Origin of the sequence: Tenggerimyces flavus (genome assembly GCF_016907715.1) — a bacterium.
Classification (GTDB): Bacteria; Actinomycetota; Actinomycetes; order Propionibacteriales; family Actinopolymorphaceae; genus Tenggerimyces; species Tenggerimyces flavus.
Map to the genome: position 1 here is coordinate 6,277,971 of NZ_JAFBCM010000001.1, position 17,568 is coordinate 6,295,538.

A 17,568-nucleotide genomic window follows, 5' to 3' on the forward strand; every position below is an offset into this window, starting at 1 on the left:
AACGACTAGTCCAATCCCGACCATCACTCGGACGATCCTGACCTGCCCTGTCATGGGTTCGTAAGGGTCGTCGCACGCCCCGCTCCCCTAGGGTGTGGCCATCCAGACGAAAGGGATCGCGAACATGAGGCGTGGCATGGGGGCAGCGGCGGTCGCCGCGCTGCTGGGAGTCGCTGGCTGCGGCGCGGCGACGGGGACTCCGCAGGCAGCACCGTCCGAGGCCGCGACCACGACGCGCGCAGCCACCACGACGCCCAAGGTGCCGACGAACGCCGCGAGTCCCACGCCGGCCGAGAAGATGAAGGTCGTCGTCACCGTTCCGGCCGCGTTGAAGTTCACCGGCACCACGCTCGACGGCGAGGCGTACGACGGCGCGAAGCTGGCGGGGAAGCCCACCGCGCTGTGGTTCTGGGCGCCCTGGTGTCACATCTGCCGCGACGAAGCGCCGACGGTCAAGGAGCTCGCGTCCAAGCACAGCAAGGCGGTCAACCTCCTCGGCGTCGGCGGGCTCGGCGAGGAGGACGCGATGCGCGAGTTCGTCGACGACGGCGAAGTGGGTGCGGTCACGCATCTGGCCGACGAGAAGGGTGAGATCTGGAAGCGGTTCGACGTCACCTCCCAAGCCAGCTGGGTCCTTCTCGACAAGAACGGCAACGAGGTGTTCCGCGGTCGCCTCGACCACGACGAGCTCGAGGACCGCGTCGCCGAGCTCGCGAAGTCCTAGCCTCGTGATGGGTTGGGCGGCACATGGTCGCCTCACGTGGCCAGTGACCCCTCTACCTGGCGTCTACCCGGCGTAAAGCGGCCAATGATCATGTAAACATGATCATTGGCCCCGGGCCGGACCGGTCGAACCAACCCCCCGGACGAAAGATCGAGGTGAGATGCTCGTCGCTCTCGCCGCCGGCATGCTGGCGGCCGTCAACCCGTGCGGCTTCGCGCTCCTGCCCGCGTACCTCGGCTTCCTCGTTCTCGACGACAGGGACGACGGCAAGGGCCACGAGGTACGGAACGCGATCAAGCTCACCGCCGCGATGACGGTGGGGTTCGCCGCGGTCTTCGGCATCTTCGGCCTCGTCGTCGCCCCGCTCGCCGGAAGCATCCAGCAACACCTGCCCTGGTTCACGATCGTGCTCGGCTTCGCCCTCGCCGGCTGCGGCGGCTGGCTCCTCGCCGGCCGCGCGCTCCCCACGATCAAGCTCCCCACCGGCAAGGGCCCGATCACGAGATCCCCTGCCTCGATGGTCGCGTTCGGCGCCTCGTACGCCGTCGCCTCGATCGGCTGCACGATCGGCCCGTTCCTCGCGATCGTGGTCGGCAGCTTCCGCGCCAACGACCCCCTCGAAGGCGTCGCGCTCTACCTCGCCTACGCGGCCGGGATGGGCATCACCGTCGGCGTCGCGGCGGTGTCGGTCGCGCTCGCCCGGCAAGGCATCGTCAGCAAGCTCCGGAACGCGGGACGGCTGATCCCGAGGCTCGCCGGCGCCCTCATGGTCGCGGTCGGCGCGTACGTCGCGTACTACGGCCGGTACGAGCTCCGCGGCGCCACCCGCGATCCGATCATCGACACGGTCGACGATCTCCAACGTACGTTGGCCAACGCCCTCGAACGCATCGGAGCCCCGACGATCGCCGTCGCGCTCGTGGCAGTCGTCGCCGCAGCCGCCGTCCTTACAAGGAGGCGCCGCCAGAAGGAGCGTGCCGAAGGAACGTGAGCACCGCCGCCACTCGGCGGTGCAACGAGTCCTCCGTCCCCAACGCCAACTTCGCGAACACGGCGTTCACGTGCTTCTCCACCGTCGACTCCGACAACGACAACGCCTCGGCGATCGCCCGGTTGTTCTTCCCCTGCGCCATCTCCCCCAGCACGTCCAGCTCGCGCGCGGTCAACGAGGCCAGCGGCGACTCCGACGCGCGGGTGTGGCTCCGCACCAGCACCTCGACGATCCGCGGGTCGATCACCGACCGCCCCGCCACGACCTCCCGCAGCGCACGCAGCAGCTCGTCGACGTCTCCCACGCGTTCCTTCAACAGGTACGCCAATCCAGCGGTCCCGTGCGAGAACAACGCGAACGCGTACTGCTCGTTCGCGTGCTGCGACAGCACGACCACGCCCACCGAGGGAAAGCGCGTCTGGATCTCGTGCGCCGCCGCGATGCCCTCGGTGTGGTGCCCCGGCGGCATCCGGATGTCGGTGATCACCGCGTCCGGACTCAGCCGCGACACCGCGTCGAGCAGCTCGACGGCCGTACCCACCGCCGCGATCACCGACACCTCGCCGGAGTCCTCCAGGATCCGCCGCGTCCCCTCGCGTACGAGGTAGTGGTCCTCGGCGATCACGACCTTCATGAATCTCCCGCCCCAGAAGGCAAAACAGCTCGAATCGCCGCGCCGCCACCGTTGTCGTTGCCGACCTGCACCGTACCGCCCACCGCCTCGATCCGGTCCCGCATCGCCGTCAGGCCCGCTCCCGCGCGCACCTCAGCCGGGAGTCCCGACCCGTTGTCCCGCACCTCGACGACCAGCGACCCGTTCGACGCGGTCAGGTCGATCGCCACCCGCGAGGCGCGCGCGTGCTTGAGCACGTTCGTCAGCGACTCGGACACGAAGTAGTACGCCGACTCCTCCACCTCGTCGGGGAACCGCGCCGCACGGATGCTGGCCGCGGACACCGCCACCGGGATGGGCATGCGCCGCGCGGTCGACTCCACCGCCGCCACCAGCCCCTCGTCGCTCAACACCGACGGGTGGATGCCGTGCGCGAGCTCGCGCAGGTCCTCGACGATCCGCAACGCCTCGCCGCGCACCTCGTCCAGCAGGTCGCCGGCCCGCGCAGCGTCGCGGTTCAGTGCCGAACGTGCCATCCCGAGCTTCGCCACCAGCGCGACCACTTCCTGCTGCACGCCGTCGTGCAGGTCCCGTTCGATCCGGCGGCGCTCGGCGTCCTGAGCCTGCACGATCCGGGTCCGCGACGCCTCCAGCTCGGCCGCCTGCCGGGCGTTGTGCAACGCAAGCGCCGCTTGACGCGCCAACGTCTCGACCAGCTCCAGGTCGTGTGAAACGAACGCTCCACCCAGCTTCGGTCCGCAGCGGATCTCCCCCAGAGAAAGATCTCCGTGCCGCAGCGGACGCTCGACCTCGGCGTCGCCCGACACCGTGCCGGCCGATCCGACGTATCCGTCAACGGAGACTTGCGCCCACGACAGCCCGAGCCCGTCGCGCAGCCCACCGGCGAGCTCGTCGGCCAGCTCCCGCGGCTGGAACGCGTGCTCGAGCGTGCCGCCGAGGCGGACCAGCAGTTCGTACCCGCTCAGCCGCCTCCCGAAAACCCGCCGCTCCGCCAGCCGGTTCACCCATCGCCGGATCGGCTCGAGCAGCACGGTGGCCGCCACGGTCGCGACCACGGCGATCCCGATCGGCAGCCGCGCGGTCGCGGCCAGACCGAGCACCGACGCCGCGGCGACGTACGCGCCGGCGATCAGGATCCAGACGAGCCCGAACACGAGCGAGCGCCGGATGACCACACCGACCGGCAGGTTCCGCGACTGGACGCCCGCCACGACGACCGCGGCGAGGATCGCGACGAACGGGAGCATGCCGAAGAAGCCGGTCAACAGCTGCGTCGCCGGTGCCGGCTGCGCGAACCACAGATAGCCGAGCACCAGAGCGACGAGCTCGATCGCGATCAGGATCAGCACGACGAAGACGGCTCGCAACATCCGGCGTTCCTTGGGCTCCATCCGGATCGCGCGTGCCACGAACAGCCCGATCCCCACGAACACGATCGCCCAGTAGTACTGGTAGGCGACCGTGACCGGGATGGCGAGCCACTCGATCGTCGGCAGCGAGGTCGGCACCCGCGGGAACGCCTCGAAGTACGGAGCATGGTCGACGTACGCGGTCGGCCCCGCGAAGAGAATCAGCACCGCGACGAGCGGGACCACCCACGCGGCGGTCAGGATCACGCGCTCATACCCATAGCGGTATCGACCGTCGGGCAACAACGCCAGGACGCGGACGAGGAAGATCATGGCGATCATCCCCGTCACCCCGCAGGCCCAGACACCGGCCACCAGAAGGCCAGCGGGGGCATCTACCACCGCTGCCGCCTTCACGCCGTACTCGATCACCGTCTGCAGTCCGAACATCCCGCCCAGACCGAGCAGCAGCCCCGAGATCGGATAGGTCGGCGCCCGCCAGTACGCGGCCAGTCCGATGACGTAGAACGGGAACGGGCCGGCGAGCAGCCAGACCAGGCTCATGCCGGGGTCGTGCCCGTCGACGGTCTCCAGCGCGATCGCGATGTACGCGCCGACGACGAACGACAGCCCCGCCACGACCGCGAACGTCCACATCGCGATCTGCTGCTGCCTGTTCGGTCCCGTCACCACCCCATTGTCGGCCCCTTCGGGCACCCGGCGAAGGGAGTTGGCCCCCGTTGCTATGGAGGCCAGCCTCCATTGGGCCGTGCGGGCAGCCAGCTTCTGCCGGACCCTCCCGGCGGGGAGTCTGGTGGTACGAGCCCGGAAGGCGGGCCGCAAGGGGGAGGAAAGGCGATGCTCGGGTTCCTGGAGCGCCGGGGGTGGATCGTGCTCGCGGTCCTGGCGGGGGTCCTGGTGATGTTCGGCGCGTGGGACGTCCCTCGCGGACTCGAGGCGGATCCGGCGATCTCGTACGGCCTCACCGGCAAGACGCTGGTCCAGCTGCGAGCCGAGAGCGCGGACGCGTACGAGGTTGCCGACGTCACCGTTCGCTGGGGCGGGATCAGCATCCTCACGCTCGCCCTGCTGCTGCTGGCGATCATCGTCACGGCCTACCGCGATGGCCAGCGCTGGGCCTGGTGGACGCTGTGGCTGCTCCCGCTGTGGAGCGCGAGTGTGGCGGCGATGGGGTTCGTCGTCGACCTCGCTCCGGGTACGGCGCCGCCACCGCCCATGGTCTCCGGCCCGATCTTCTTCGCGATCGCCGCGGCCATCCTGCTCGGCTCCGCCCGACGCTTCTTCCGACCCGCGACCATGGACGAGAAAGCGGCAGTGTCATGACCGACAAACTGTTGACCGAAGAGCCGGCGGCCGAGCCCGAAGCGCCGCGCCGCGTACGAACGCCACGCAAGAGCCTCGTAGCGCTGCGGATCGTCGCCGTACTGCACCTGCTGGTGTTCTTCCTGCAGCCCGTCCTCGCCGGGATCTACCTCAACGGCGACTTCGACGCGCTCGGGCTGCACGAGCTGAACGCGCAGATCGTCACGCTCATGGTTGCCGCCCAGCTCATCGTCGCGATCGTGTACGCGGCTGGCGGTGGCGGCAAGCTGTGGCCGATCTGGTTCAGCCTGGGACTCGCGCTGCTCGAGGAGACGCAGAAGGGACTCGGGTACGAGCGACTGGTCGCCTTCCATGTCCCGTTCGGGATTCTCCTGCTGATGGCCCAGTTGTTCTTCACTTATTGGACGTTCGGCGCCCGGGCCAAGGTCGCGCGGGTTCCGAAGGCACGAAAGAAGCGTCGCTCATGAAGCTGTCGAGACGAGGTTTCCTCGGTGTGGTCGGGGGTGCTGGAGCGGCCATGCTCGGTGTGGCCGCCTGGCGTCCGGACGGGCTGGTCGGTCAGACCGGGGAGGTGCTGCGAAGCACGGCGAGACTGCCCAGCCCGTTCACGGTCCCCCTGCCGATCCCCGCGGTGAAGCGCCCGGTCCGGACGGACGCGACCACGGACTACTACGAGCTGGTGCAACGCGAAGCCAGCGTGGAGATCCTGCCGGGGCTGAAGACGAAGATCTTCGGGTACGACGGCACGTTCCCCGGTCCGACGATCGAGTCGCGGTCCGGTCGCCGGATCGTCGTACGGCACCGCAACGAGCTGCCGGTTCCGACCGCCGTGCATCTGCACGGCGGGCACACGCCGGCCGAGCACGACGGGCACGCGATCGACCTGTTGCTCCCCGAGGGAGTGACCAACGCCCAGACGTTCTCGCACGGCATGGTCGGCAAGGTGACGACCGGCGAACGCGAGTACGACTATCCGAGCAAGCAGCGGGCGGCGACGCTGTGGTACCACGACCACCGGATGGACTTCACCGCGCCGCAGGTCTATCGCGGCCTGGCCGGCTTCCAGCTCGTCCGCGACGACGACGAGGCGGCCCTGCCGTTGCCCGAGGGCGAACGCGATGTCCCGTTGATGATCGTGGACCGGTCGTTCGACGAGGACGGAACGTTCCTGTACCCGAGTGTCGACTCGACGCTGAAGCTGGAACGCGGCGTGCTTCCTGCGTACATGGAAGGCGTGCTGGGTGACGTCGTGCTCGTGAACGGCGCTCCGTGGCCGGTGCTCGAGGTGGACGCGGCGCGGTACCGGTTCCGGCTGCTGAACGCCTCGAACGCGCGCCGCTTCCGGCTAGCGCTGGAGTCCTCGTCCGGCGACAGTGTCCCGTTCACGCAGATCGGCTCCGACGGCGGACTGCTGGAACGGCCGGTGACGCAAGAGCGGCTTGACATCGCGTCCGGCGAACGCTTCGACGTGGTCGTCGACTTCTCCCAGCTGCCCGTCGGCACCACGGTGACGTTGGCGAACCAGCTCGGCGAGAGCCCGTCGACCTCACGGGTGATGCGGTTCGTCGTTGCCCGCAAGGCGGCCGATGACTCGAACGTGCCGGCGCAGCTGAGCCGGATCGAGCGGCTCGACCCGGCGAAGGCGGTGCGCACGCGGGACTGGTTCTTCAACCGTGGCGAACTCGTCGCGCACAGCGGCGACCACAACGGCTGGACGATCAACAGCGCGACGTACGACCCCCAGCGGATCGACGCCGCTCCGAAGCTCGGCGACATCGAGATCTGGCGGTTCGGGTCCGACCTGCACCACCCCGTGCACGTCCACCTCGACCCGTTCCAGGTCCTCGCCCGCGGCGGGCACGACCCCGGTCCCTACGACGTCGGCTGGAAGGACACCGTGGACGTACGACCGAGCGAGTACGTCGAGGTGTTGGTGCGCTTCACCGACTACCTCGGCCCGTACCTGATGCACTGCCACAACCTCGAGCACGAGGACATGGCGATGATGGCGACCTTCCAGACCAGCTGAGCTGAGCTGGAAGGCCGCGCCACCCACTACTTCTTGGGATCCGGCGTTCCGTCCTGGTCTCCACCGCCGACGCCCGCGAGCTGGCGGCGTTCCGCACGGGTGGGGATCAGGCCGGACGGGGCGACCAGCTTCGACTCCACGAACGGTACCTCGCTGCTGGGCAGCGGCCCGTCTCGGTTGATCGCCTGGATCCAGACCCGGATCGCGTCGGCGATCACGATGATGATCAGTACGGCGAACAGCGCGGACAGCGTGGCGTTCACGGTCGAGTTGAGCACCACCTGCTGCATGTCCTCGATGGTCTTCGCCGGGGCGAGTACCTGGTTCTGCGCCAGGGCGTCCGCGTACCGCTCACGCTGGGCGAGGAAGCCCAGCTTCGGGTCGGAGGAGAACACCTTCTGCCAGCTCGCGGTCAACGTCACCGCGGCGTCCCAGGCCAACGGGACGAGTGTGACCCACGCCCATTTCACCCGCCCGCTCTTGATGATCAGCGTCGTCGCGACCGTCAGCGCGACGGCTGCCAACAGCTGGTTGGCGATGCCGAACAGTGGGAACAGCTGGTTGATGCCGCCGAGCGGGTCGTTCACGCCGACCCACAGGAAGTAGCCCCACCCACCGACCACCACGGCGCTCGTCGCGGCCAGTCCGGGCCACCAGCTCACGCGCGCCAGCGGCTTCCAGATGTTGCCCAACGTGTCCTGCAGCATGAACCGGCCGACCCGTGTGCCGGCGTCCACCGTGGTGAGGATGAACAGTGCCTCGAACATGATCGCGAAGTGGTACCAGAACGCCTTCAACGCCGTTCCGCCTAAGAGACCGGAGAAGATCTCCGACATGCCGACCGCGAGCGTCGGGGCGCCACCCGTACGGGCGACCAGCGTCTGTTCCTCCACCGCCGCGGCGGCCGCGGTCAGGGCGTCCGGTGTGATCGAGAAGCCCAACCCGGTCACGAACTCAGACGCCGTCTGGACGGTCGGACCGAGCAGTCCAGCAGGTGAGTTCATCGCGAAGTACAAGCCCGGCTCGAGAATGCAGGCCGCGGCAAGCGCCATGATCGCGACGAACGACTCCATCAGCATGCCGCCGTACCCGACCATGCGGACCTGCGACTCCTTCTGGATCATCTTCGGAGTCGTGCCGGACGAGATCAGCGAGTGGAAGCCGGACAACGCGCCGCACGCGATCGTGATGAACACGAACGGGAACAGCGAACCGGCGAACACCGGGCCCTGACCGTTGAACGCGAACTCGGTGAACGCGGGCAACTTCATCGACGGCAGTGTGAAGATCACACCCGCCGCGAGCAGGATGATCGCGCCGATCTTCATGAACGTGGACAGGTAGTCCCGCGGCGCGAGCAGCAGCCACACCGGCAGGACCGCGGCGACGAAGCCGTAGATGATCAGGCTGATCGTCAACGCCTGCGGGCTCAACGTGAACATGTCCGCGAGCCCGGAGTTCGCCACCCAGCCGCCGGAGACGATCGCGAGCATCAGCAGGGCGACACCGATGATGGTCGTCTCGATCACCTTGCCGGGGCGCCACCACCTCATGTACGCGCCCATGAACAACGCGATCGGGATCGTCATCGCGAGCGAGAACGTGCCCCACGGCGACTGCGCGAGCGCGTTCACCACGACGATGCCGAGCACGGCGAGCAGGATGATCATGATGACCATCACGGCGACGAGAGCGGCGACGCCACCGATCGGGCCGATCTCCTGACGCGCCATCTGGCCAAGGCTCTTGCCGTCGCGGCGCATCGAGAAGAACAGGATCACCATGTCCTGCACCGCGCCGGCGAAGATGACGCCGAAGATGATCCAGATCGTGCCCGGCAGATAGCCCATCTGCGCGGCGAGAACGGGGCCGACGAGTGGTCCGGCACCGGCGATCGCGGCGAAGTGGTGGCCGAACAGCACCCGCCGATCGGTCGGGTGGTAGTCGATGCCGTTGTTCAGCCGTTCGGCCGGCGTCGCGCGTTTGTCGTCCACCCGCAGGACGTGCTTGACGATGACCTTCGCGTAGAAGCGGTAGGCGATCGCGTACGAGCCGAGTGCCGCTATCACCAACCAGGCGGCGTTGACGTCCTCCCCGCGCGAGAGCGCGAGGACGCCCCAGGCCACCGCACCGATCACCGCGACGCCCGACCAGATGACGATCGAGCGAGTACTCGGGCGCGGTCGATTCATGACGCTCCTCCGTGGGATGAACTCGTGGAATCGGTCTGTAGGCGTCCCATGCAGGCGCGAAGCCCCGCGTCCGGCGGCAGGTCGGTGACGAACCGGCGCCACGGACCGAACATGCGGCAGTCGACCTCGACGTCGTGCTGGGCGAGGTGCGACCACGCGGTGGGATGGACGTACACGGAGCCCTCGGGTGCGGCCGGAACCGGTCGCATCGTGCGTGGCAGCCGTGACGTACGGAGCGGACGCACCGAGAACTCTCCCGCGTCCGCACAGCAAAGGCCGGTGACATGCCAGTCGATCAGCACCACTTCGTCCGGCCGGAGCGCCTCCCGCGCCCCCGCGGTCAGCGTGATCACGGCGACGTACCGCCCCTGTTGATGCGTTCCGAGCAGACCACGAGTGTGCCTCCCTCGTTAGACGGCCCTGATCCACTACCCGTTTTGGCCCGTATGCCGACGGGATGTTACCCACGTGTCAGTGCCACGTTGGGGAGGCGGCGTCATGTCGTCAAGCCCCGGACCGCCGAACGGCATGCCCGGGCGCGACGAGCGGCTCGGTCAGCCGGCGTGCAGGATCCGGAATCGGCCGAGGTCGGCCGGGTCGCGGTCGACGACCTGGATGGGCGGCCAGGCCCACTGCCAGACGCCGATGCCCGGCGTACGGGTGAACCGGATCTGCCCGCGGGTGCCTTCGACCGCGACCCGCGACCAGCTCGCGCCGGCGCCCGAGCCCAGGAGGTCGGCGAGGACAGCGATCGTGTCGTAGCCCTCGAAGGCGACGAACGAGGGCGCTTCGGTCAGTCTTTCCTGGAGCTCCGTCTTGACGCGTTCGCCGAGGCGGCCGAGCTGCTCGGGGAGATAACGGAGGAACGGGATCGCCGACCCGTCGTCGCCCAGCAGCGCCGCCCAGCTGGCGAGCTCCGGTTGGCCGGCCGGGGCGCCCAGCCGGAGCTCGGCGAGGCGTTCGTCCCGGCGTACCGCCTTGACGATCGACACCGCCGGTTCCGGGATGCCGACCAGCAGGAGGAGGGCCGTCGTGCGCTGTGCGACGACCTCGTCGCACACCCCTTCGGGGCCGAGCATGTTGACGTCGAGCTCGATGACGGTGCCGCCGCTCTGGGCGAGGTGGTCGCGCAGGATGCGAGTCCCGGCCGTCCAGTAGATACTCGGCTGGGAGGCGACGGCGATTCGGGTATGGCCCTTGCTGAGCAGGAAGTCGGCGTAGATCCGCCAGCCGCGGGACTGCGCCGGGGCGATGCGTGCGACCCAGTCGGTGGGCTCGTCGGTGAGCGCGTCGAGGACCGCCGACGAGCAGAGGTACGGCAGGCCGAGCGCGTCCGCCTTCGCCGCGGCGGCGCGGGCGACGACGCTGTGATACTCCCCCGCCAGGGCGCTGACGCCCAGGCTGTGGAGCTCCCCGACGGCCGCCTCGGCCTTCCGCGGGTCGGCCGCGGTGTCCCGGACGACCAGCTCGAGCGGTCGCCCGTCGATCCCGCCGTTGTCGTTGACCTCGCGTACGCCCAGCTCGAGTCCGGCGAGCAGGTGCCGGCCCGCCTCGACCCAGCCCGGCTCGGTGAGCGGAACGATCGCCCCGATCTTCACCGCTCCGCTTGGCGCTGGTGGCGTGATCATGTCCGTGATCATGAAGGCGTAGTGGTCGTATGCGCCAGTCTGCCTTCATGATCACGTACATGATCACGGGGCGTCGGCGGCGAGTGAGTTGCTGTTCCGGCAACTTTGCTTGCCGGAATTGGTGTACCTCGCGGACAGTGCGAAGCATGACCGACGACGAGCAGTACTGGAACGGCCGCTACGCCGAGCAGCACCAGCTGTGGAGCGGCAACCCGAACGAGATCCTGGTCCGCGAGGCGACCTCGCTCGAGCCCGGTCGGGCGCTCGACCTCGGCTGCGGTGAGGGCGCGGACGCGATCTGGCTGGCGCGACAGGGATGGCAGGTCATCGCGACCGACATCTCCACGGTCGCGCTGGAACGTGCCGCCAAGCACGCGGTCGACGCGGGGGTCGTCGTGGACTGGCAGCACCACGACCTGACTGTCTCGTTCCCGGACGGCGAGTTCGACCTGGTGTCCGTCCAGTTCCTGCACTCGCCGCAGGAGTTCTTCCCGCGCGAGCAGATCCTGCGTACGGCAGCCGCCGCGGTCGCGCCCAGCGGACTGCTGCTCATCGTCGGGCACGCCGGGCCGCCGCCGTGGGAGCCCGAGAACAAGCAGGTGTTGCCGACGCCGGAAGAGGTGCACGCGAGCCTGGACCTCCGGGACGACGAGTGGGAGACGCTGCTGAGCGGCGAGCAGGAACGGACCCAGCGCAACCCGCACGGCGAGCACGTTCATCGGACCGACAATGCGCTTCTGGTCCGGCGCGTACGTGGGTGAAGATGGACGAATGGCACTCGAGCTCGGCAGCCGCAGGCGCCCGCAGCCCGCGCCACCGGGTGTGGTCTTCGAGGCGCTGACCGAGCCCCGACGCGAGGGCGGCCGCCCCTGGCTGGACCTCGCCGACGGCGAGCTCGAGCCCACGATCCTCGTGGCGGAGGAACCACACCGCGTCGTCTGGTCGTCGCTCTGGCCAGACCGCCCACACGACCGGATCGAGTTCGAGCTCGCCCCGGCCGGCACCGGCACCGACCTGCGCTGGACGTTGCTGACGCCCGACGAGGAAGCGCCGTCGGACGCAGTGCTGGGCCGGCTGCGCTACCGGCTCAACCACCTGATCAACGCGGACCTGCGGTATTCGTTCGGGCAGTAGACGCAACGCCGGATCCGGACAACCGCTGGACGCCGCCGCTTGACGGGGAGATATTGGGAGCGCTCCCAGCCGTCGCCTCGAAGGGCGTACCGCCATGGCGTCGATCTCCCGCGTTCTCAGCGTCGTGCTCGCCGTTGTCGCGAGCCTCACCCTCACCGGCGGGCCGAGTGCCGCCGCCGATGTCGCCGTCCGCGTCAACCAGCACGCGTACCAGTGGAACGGCCCGAAGCACGCGACCGTGGTCACCGACTCGACCACGCCGCTCTCCTGGCAGCTGACGACCTCGGCCGGCAAGGTCGTGGCGCACGGGAAGACCAAGGTGTACGGGCTCGACGAGTTCTCCGGCGACCACGTCCACCTCGTCGACTTCTCGCGCGCGACCCGCGTGGGCGAGCGCTACCGACTGGTGGTCGGAGGTGTCGCGAGCTTCCCGTTCGACATCGCGAAGCGGCCGTACGAGCAGCTGCGCGAGGACGCGTTCGCGTACTTCTACCACAACCGCAGCGGCATCGAGATCGACGCGGCGTACGTCGGCGCCCAGTACGCGCGGCCCGCCGGACACCTCGGCGTCGCGCCCAACCAGGGCGACACGAACGTGCCCTGCTACCCGGGTTCGTGCGACTACAGCCTCGACGTCCGCGGTGGTTGGTACGACGCCGGCGACCACGGCAAGTACGTCGTCAACGGCGGCATCTCGGCGTGGCAGGTGCTCGACGCGTACGAGCGCGCGGTCACCGTCTCCGGTGGCGGCCGGGCCGAGATCGCCGACGGCACGTTGCGGATTCCCGAAGCGGGCAACGGGATTTCCGACGTTCTCGACGAGGCGCGCTGGGAGGTCGAGTTCCTGCTGCGTATGCAGGTACCGGCGGGCCAGGCACTGGCGGGGATGGCGCACCACAAGATGCACGACGACGCGTGGACGGGCATCCCGATGCGGCCCGACCTCGACCCGCGGCCGCGCTACCTGCAGCTGCCGTCGACGGCGGCGACACTGAACCTCGCCGCGGTCGCCGCTCGTTGCGCCCGGCTCTGGAAGAAGCTCGACGGCACGTTCGCGGCGAAGTGCCGCACCGCCGCCGAACGGGCCTGGGCCGCCGCGGTCGCGCATCCGGCGATGTACGCGCAGGACCTCGGCACCGGCGGAGGCGGGTACGGCGACGGCGACGTCACCGACGAGTTCTCCTGGGCGGCGGCCGAGCTGTTCACCACGACCGGGCGCGCCTCGTACAAGGCGTACCTCGAGCCGGCCGATCTCAGCGAGGGCTTCTACTGGGGCTCGGTCGCGGCGCTCGGCGACCTGACGTTGGCGCGTTTCCACAACCAGCTCTCGCGATCGGAGTGGCGGGCCGTACGCGACCGCGTCGTCGCCGGAGCGGACGCGCTGGTCGCCGATATGAAGAGCCAGGGGTACGCGAACCCGTACCTGCCTCGCGACGGGCACTACGCGTGGGGCTCGGCGTCGGCGACCCCTAACAGCGCGTTCATCATCGCGTCCGCGTTCGACCTTACGGGCAAGCAGAAATACCGCGACGCGGCGTTGGAGTCGATGGACTACCTGTTCGGTCGGAACGCGCTGAACCAGTCGTACGTGAGCGGGTACGGGGAACAGGCGAGCCACAACATGCACCACCGGTTCTGGGCGAACCAGGCCAACGCCGCGTACCCGAACCCGCCCGCCGGCGCCCTCGCGGGCGGCCCGAACTCGCGGCTGGAGGACCCGAAGGCGCAGGAACTCCTGCAGGGCTGCAAGCCGGCGAAGTGCTACGTCGACCACATCGACTCGTACTCGACGAACGAGGTCACGATCAACTGGAACGCGCCGCTCGCCTGGATGGCACTCTTCGCCGACTCACCCTCCGCCCGCCGCTGACCGGTACGCGGTCTCGCGCCAGCCCTCCGCGTGCCGCCGGCCACTCCGCGAGTTGTTGGACGAGTCTCGGGCTCTAGACCGAGACTCGTCCGACAAGGCCGCCTCGGCTGGATCCCTCCGACCGGCATCGGTCGCGGAGTCTTGACGCACAGTGAAGCGGCATCTAGCTTTCGGTCATGACCGGTAGATCCTCGCTGAGGCGGGCTGTCGTCGTCGCCCTGCTGGCCGTCTTCCTCGTGGCGACCGCCGCGTTCACGTCTCCGTCAGTCACCCCGGCGTATACCGATCCGAGCACCATGACCGATGCGGCCTTCTTCGCCAAGCTCGATCTCAGCCAGCCCGGTCTGGCGACCGTCCGCACCCATGTCCAGCAGGCCGACTATCCAGCGGCGAAGACCGCGCTTCTCGCCTACTCCCGAAACCGCACCACGCCGGTCGTGCCGGGGATGGGCACCACTCCCCTCACGAGTCCGATGAGCTCCACGGCCGACGAGCTGGTCGACTACGTCTTCGAGTTCGCGGACCTCGGCCAAACGCAGAGCTTCAACGGCGACATCGACTGGGACTACCACTGGAATCCGTCGAAGCCCACCGAGTTCGGGCCGGCTCACTATTACGTCGTGGACTTCATGATGGTCCACATTCTCGTCCCGTCCTACAACGCCCTTTCGCCGGGCGATCCGAAGCGCACGCAGTACGCCAACGCGTTCTGGTCCTTCGCGATGGAATGGATCGCCGACAAGGGCAACACCAACGACGGGCTCGGTCCCGAACCGTCCCATGCCGGCAGCAATCGGCTCGACATGGCCAAGCGGCTGGCTGCCTGGGTCTCGGCGTACGACGCGTTCAAGAACGATCCCTCACTCGACGCCGACGCCAACATCGCCGTCCTCAAACACCTGTGGCAGATGAGCAATCGTCTCTACTACACCATCGAGGGAACCAGCGGGAACAACTGGTACATGAGTATCGCCCGCTCCCTCTACAAGGCCGGCGTGTACCTGCCCGAGTTCACCGACGCGGCCAACTGGCGGTCCCGGTCCGAGGGTGCGACCGCCAAGTATTTCGCGAACAACTTCAAGGGCGACGGCATGAACGTCGAGCCGACCGAGGGCTATCACCTCTACGCCCTCTCGCTCGCCAACGAGATCAAGAATCTCGGCGTGCTCAACGGGCGCCCCGTACTGACCGGGATCTCCGAGGGGCTGGAACGCGCGGGCGAGGTACTGACCGACCTGCTCCTGCCCAACCTGGAAGGACCACAGCTCGGAGACAGCGCCTCGGTCAACTACGGTGGCGAGCAGCTCCTGAAGGACTTCGCCGGGTACTTCGATCGGCCCGACTTCCTCTACCTGGGTAGCAAACGGGCGCAGGGTACGGCGCCCACGAGGCGATCGGTCCTGCATCCCAACAGCTTCGCCGTCATGCGTACCGGGTGGTCCGCCAACGACAACTACTTGATGGTCGAGAACTCCGACACGCCCTACGCCGGCTCGCACAACCATCCGGACGATCTGAGCCTCAGCCTGTACGCGTACGGCAAGCGACTCGTCGCCGACCCCGGCGTGTACGACTACCTCTCCACCGGACCGGGACCGTGGTTGCGACTGCAAACAGAGGCGCACAACACCGTGGAAGTCAACAACGCGCCGCAGTCCAACATCGGGCGCCAGCAGGTGAGCTGGCGATCCAACGATGGCTTCGACTTCTTCCACGGCCGCCACCGCGACTACGCGCCGATCAGTCACGATCGCAAGATCTTCTTCGTCAAGCCCGGCTTCTGGATCGTCTCCGACCTCATGTCCGGAAGCACCATCACCAACACCTACGAACAGCTCTGGCACTTCCCGCCGACCACGGTCTCGGTCAACGGAACGACGAAGCGCGCCAGCACCAGCTTCGGCGGAGAGGCCAATCTGAAGGTCGTGCCGGCCGACCCGGCGACCGTCACGGCCGCGGTGCGCAACGGCTACTACTCACCCCAGCCGAATGTCGTGAACGACGCGCAGTACCTCGCCTACACCAAGTCGGTGGCTGGAACGACCTCGTTCGACACGGTCCTCTTCCCCGAGCCCGCCGGCGCCAACCGCAACGTCACCGTCAGCCGGATCCCCACCGGAGTCGGCACCACGACGGCCACCGCCCTGCAGATCGCCAAGGATGCTGGGAACGGCGGCAATACCGGAACCTTCTACCTGTCGCATGAAGCCAACCCGACCACCCGCTCCTTCGGTGGCTTCACGTTCAACGGGGAGGTCGCCTATGTCGAGAAGAGCGGAGCTGGGAACCTGGTCAGCACCTCGCTCGGCCGCGGGTCCGTGCTCACCGAAGGCGCCATCGACCTGATCAGGTCGGCCGTCCCGGTGGGCGACCTCGCGGTGACCTACCAGGGCAGCACGCTCGCGGTCTCGGCCGGCGACGCCCTGGCGGGACCGGTGACTCTCTACGCCCCCGCGGCGACGACGGTCAGCCTCAACGGCTCGGCGGCGACGTTCACCAGATCCGGTGACTACGTCACGATCGCGGCCCCTGCCATCCCCACGTCCGGTACGACGGTCATCAACGACGACTTCGGCATCGGTGGCCTGGACAGCCAGACCTGGTCGTTCGACGATGCCAACGGGTCGACCGGCCTGCGCCCCGAGAGCGGAACCTGGGCGGTGGCGCCCCACGCCGGCGACAACGCGTACCGGCAGTCCGCCTACTCCCAGGAGAATGCCCGCGCCCTCACCACCAGCTCGGACTGGACCGACTCGCTCGTCGAAGCCAAGGTGACGCCCGTCGCCAAGGTCGGAACGTTCTATGGGGCAAGCCTTTTCGCCAGGTACCAAGACGATCAGCACCACTACGAGTTCCAGTACACCAGCAACGGTGGCGCGCCGGAGCTGCGCATCGTCAAGAGGTTCATCGGCACCACCACGGTCCTGGCGTCGACGCCGTTCACGATGAGCCTGGGCACCACGTACACCATGAAGGCCGTGGCGAGCGGCGACACCTTGAAGCTCTTCGTCAACGGCGTCGAACGGGTGAGCGCCCAGGACCGGCAGATCCTCGGTGGCGCGGCCGGTGTCGGCACCCACAAGACCGACACCTACTTCGACGATCTCAAGGTCACCGAGATCGTCGATGGCGACACCTGGAAGGTCGATCGTGGCTACTTCCTGATCAACAACTCCGAGCTGTTCGCCGACAGCCTGGACGAGGACGCCTCTCAGCTCAGCAGCTCGCGTGCCAACGATCTGACCGACGTGACCGCGACAGCGAACGTCAAGGTGACCGCGTGGGACGACCAGCCGGGCTGGGTCGGCCTGACCGCCACCACCTTGGGCACGAACGACAGCTACCGTTTCGTGGTCCACAACACCGGAACCGAACGACGGCTGCGCATCGAACGAGTGGTCAGCGGGCAACCGGCACAGGCGGCGCCGACGGTGCTGGCCGAGAAGGCGTACGCGCTGACCACCGGCACCACCTATGCCTTCACCGCACGTTCCTACCGCGGCCTGCTCACCTTCTCGGTCAACGGGACACCGGAGCTGACGGCCCGCGACACCCTGCTCAGCCGTGGTGGCTTCGGCTTCACCACCAGTCGTGCCCAAGCCCGCTTCGACAACGCACGCCTGCAGACCCTCCGGTGATCATGTACGTGATCATGAAGGGAAACTGGCGTAGA

The 17,568-nt window shown here is 68.3% G+C and carries 14 protein-coding genes; 9 read left to right on the forward strand and 5 right to left on the reverse strand.

Annotation, left to right across the window (positions count from 1 at the left end):
• Positions 1–124: 124 nt before the first annotated feature.
• Both JOD67_RS29480 and JOD67_RS29485 read left to right on the forward strand, forming a co-directional pair.
• On the forward strand, positions 125–724 hold the full coding sequence (locus JOD67_RS29480) for a TlpA family protein disulfide reductase (protein ID WP_205120962.1): 600 nt from the start codon (positions 125–127) through the stop codon (positions 722–724).
• A 160-nt stretch (positions 725–884) separates the two neighbouring features.
• A complete protein-coding gene (locus tag JOD67_RS29485) occupies positions 885–1,715 on the forward strand; it encodes a cytochrome c biogenesis CcdA family protein (protein WP_205120963.1) in 831 nt (276 codons plus the stop codon).
• On the opposite strand, the gene JOD67_RS29490 is transcribed toward JOD67_RS29485, so the two are convergent.
• Both JOD67_RS29490 and JOD67_RS42145 read right to left on the reverse strand, forming a co-directional pair.
• Positions 1,672–2,349, reverse strand: a complete 678-nt coding sequence (locus JOD67_RS29490; RefSeq protein ID WP_205120964.1) for a response regulator transcription factor — start codon at positions 2,347–2,349, stop codon at positions 1,672–1,674. The two genes, JOD67_RS29485 and JOD67_RS29490, sit on opposite strands and share 44 nt — an antisense overlap.
• On the reverse strand, positions 2,346–4,388 hold the full coding sequence (locus JOD67_RS42145; RefSeq protein ID WP_205120965.1) for a sensor histidine kinase: 2,043 nt from the start codon (positions 4,386–4,388) through the stop codon (positions 2,346–2,348). Before JOD67_RS42145 ends, JOD67_RS29490 begins: the two co-directional genes overlap by 4 nt.
• A 168-nt stretch (positions 4,389–4,556) precedes the next feature.
• On the opposite strand from JOD67_RS42145, the gene JOD67_RS29500 reads away from it, so the two are divergent.
• The 3 genes from JOD67_RS29500 to JOD67_RS29510 are packed head-to-tail and all read left to right on the forward strand — an operon-like array spanning position 4,557 to position 7,071.
• The gene (locus tag JOD67_RS29500; protein ID WP_205120966.1) at positions 4,557–5,042 is read left to right on the forward strand and encodes a hypothetical protein; all 486 of its coding nucleotides are present in this window, start codon (positions 4,557–4,559) and stop codon (positions 5,040–5,042) included.
• Positions 5,039–5,509, forward strand: a complete 471-nt coding sequence (locus JOD67_RS29505; RefSeq protein WP_205120967.1) for a hypothetical protein — start codon at positions 5,039–5,041, stop codon at positions 5,507–5,509. The genes JOD67_RS29500 and JOD67_RS29505 overlap by 4 nt, the downstream gene beginning before the upstream one ends.
• On the forward strand, positions 5,506–7,071 hold the full coding sequence (locus JOD67_RS29510; RefSeq protein ID WP_205120968.1) for a multicopper oxidase family protein: 1,566 nt from the start codon (positions 5,506–5,508) through the stop codon (positions 7,069–7,071). The genes JOD67_RS29505 and JOD67_RS29510 overlap by 4 nt, the downstream gene beginning before the upstream one ends.
• Positions 7,072–7,097: 26 nt before the next feature.
• Here the strand turns inward: JOD67_RS29510 and JOD67_RS29515 are convergent, their stop codons facing one another.
• The 3 genes from JOD67_RS29515 to JOD67_RS29525 all read right to left on the reverse strand — a co-directional run bounded on the left by JOD67_RS29515 (position 7,098) and on the right by JOD67_RS29525 (position 10,891).
• Entirely contained in the window at positions 7,098–9,263 is a 2,166-nt protein-coding gene (locus JOD67_RS29515) for a carbon starvation CstA family protein (RefSeq protein ID WP_205120969.1), read from the reverse strand.
• Entirely contained in the window at positions 9,260–9,616 is a 357-nt protein-coding gene (locus JOD67_RS29520) for a hypothetical protein (RefSeq protein ID WP_205120970.1), read from the reverse strand. The genes JOD67_RS29515 and JOD67_RS29520 overlap by 4 nt, the downstream gene beginning before the upstream one ends.
• Before the next feature lie 201 nt (positions 9,617–9,817).
• Positions 9,818–10,891, reverse strand: a complete 1,074-nt coding sequence (locus tag JOD67_RS29525) for an ABC transporter substrate-binding protein (protein ID WP_205120971.1) — start codon at positions 10,889–10,891, stop codon at positions 9,818–9,820.
• Between the two features lie 146 nt (positions 10,892–11,037).
• On the opposite strand from JOD67_RS29525, the gene JOD67_RS29530 reads away from it, so the two are divergent.
• The 4 genes from JOD67_RS29530 to JOD67_RS29545 all read left to right on the forward strand — a co-directional run bounded on the left by JOD67_RS29530 (position 11,038) and on the right by JOD67_RS29545 (position 17,533).
• Positions 11,038–11,652 carry a class I SAM-dependent methyltransferase gene (locus JOD67_RS29530; RefSeq protein WP_205120972.1) on the forward strand — a complete coding sequence of 205 codons (615 nt, stop codon included), beginning with the start codon at positions 11,038–11,040 and terminating at the stop codon, positions 11,650–11,652.
• A gap of 10 nt (positions 11,653–11,662) precedes the next feature.
• Positions 11,663–12,025, forward strand: a complete 363-nt coding sequence (locus tag JOD67_RS29535) for an SRPBCC family protein (RefSeq protein WP_205120973.1) — start codon at positions 11,663–11,665, stop codon at positions 12,023–12,025.
• Positions 12,026–12,119: 94 nt separating this feature from the next.
• On the forward strand, positions 12,120–13,895 hold the full coding sequence (locus JOD67_RS29540) for a glycoside hydrolase family 9 protein (protein ID WP_205120974.1): 1,776 nt from the start codon (positions 12,120–12,122) through the stop codon (positions 13,893–13,895).
• A gap of 176 nt (positions 13,896–14,071) precedes the next feature.
• Positions 14,072–17,533: an alginate lyase family protein gene (locus JOD67_RS29545; protein ID WP_205120975.1), complete on the forward strand. Its 3,462-nt coding sequence runs from the start codon at positions 14,072–14,074 to the stop codon at positions 17,531–17,533.
• The last annotated feature ends 35 nt before the right edge of the window (positions 17,534–17,568 follow it).

What these genes read in the sequence shown, in the direction of transcription:
- JOD67_RS29480 (WP_205120962.1), top strand. Translation starts at nt 125, where the DNA reads ATGAGGCGTGGCATGGGGGCAGCGGCGGTCGCCGCGCTGCTGGGAGTC.
- JOD67_RS29485 (WP_205120963.1), top strand. Translation starts at nt 885, where the DNA reads ATGCTCGTCGCTCTCGCCGCCGGCATGCTGGCGGCCGTCAACCCGTGC.
- JOD67_RS29490 (WP_205120964.1), bottom strand. Translation starts at nt 2,349, where the DNA reads ATGAAGGTCGTGATCGCCGAGGACCACTACCTCGTACGCGAGGGGACG.
- JOD67_RS29500 (WP_205120966.1), top strand. Translation starts at nt 4,557, where the DNA reads ATGCTCGGGTTCCTGGAGCGCCGGGGGTGGATCGTGCTCGCGGTCCTG.
- JOD67_RS29505 (WP_205120967.1), top strand. Translation starts at nt 5,039, where the DNA reads ATGACCGACAAACTGTTGACCGAAGAGCCGGCGGCCGAGCCCGAAGCG.
- JOD67_RS29510 (WP_205120968.1), top strand. Translation starts at nt 5,506, where the DNA reads ATGAAGCTGTCGAGACGAGGTTTCCTCGGTGTGGTCGGGGGTGCTGGA.
- JOD67_RS29515 (WP_205120969.1), bottom strand. Translation starts at nt 9,263, where the DNA reads ATGAATCGACCGCGCCCGAGTACTCGCTCGATCGTCATCTGGTCGGGC.
- JOD67_RS29525 (WP_205120971.1), bottom strand. Translation starts at nt 10,891, where the DNA reads ATGATCACGCCACCAGCGCCAAGCGGAGCGGTGAAGATCGGGGCGATC.
- JOD67_RS29530 (WP_205120972.1), top strand. Translation starts at nt 11,038, where the DNA reads ATGACCGACGACGAGCAGTACTGGAACGGCCGCTACGCCGAGCAGCAC.
- JOD67_RS29535 (WP_205120973.1), top strand. Translation starts at nt 11,663, where the DNA reads ATGGCACTCGAGCTCGGCAGCCGCAGGCGCCCGCAGCCCGCGCCACCG.
- JOD67_RS29540 (WP_205120974.1), top strand. Translation starts at nt 12,120, where the DNA reads ATGGCGTCGATCTCCCGCGTTCTCAGCGTCGTGCTCGCCGTTGTCGCG.
- JOD67_RS29545 (WP_205120975.1), top strand. Translation starts at nt 14,072, where the DNA reads ATGACCGGTAGATCCTCGCTGAGGCGGGCTGTCGTCGTCGCCCTGCTG.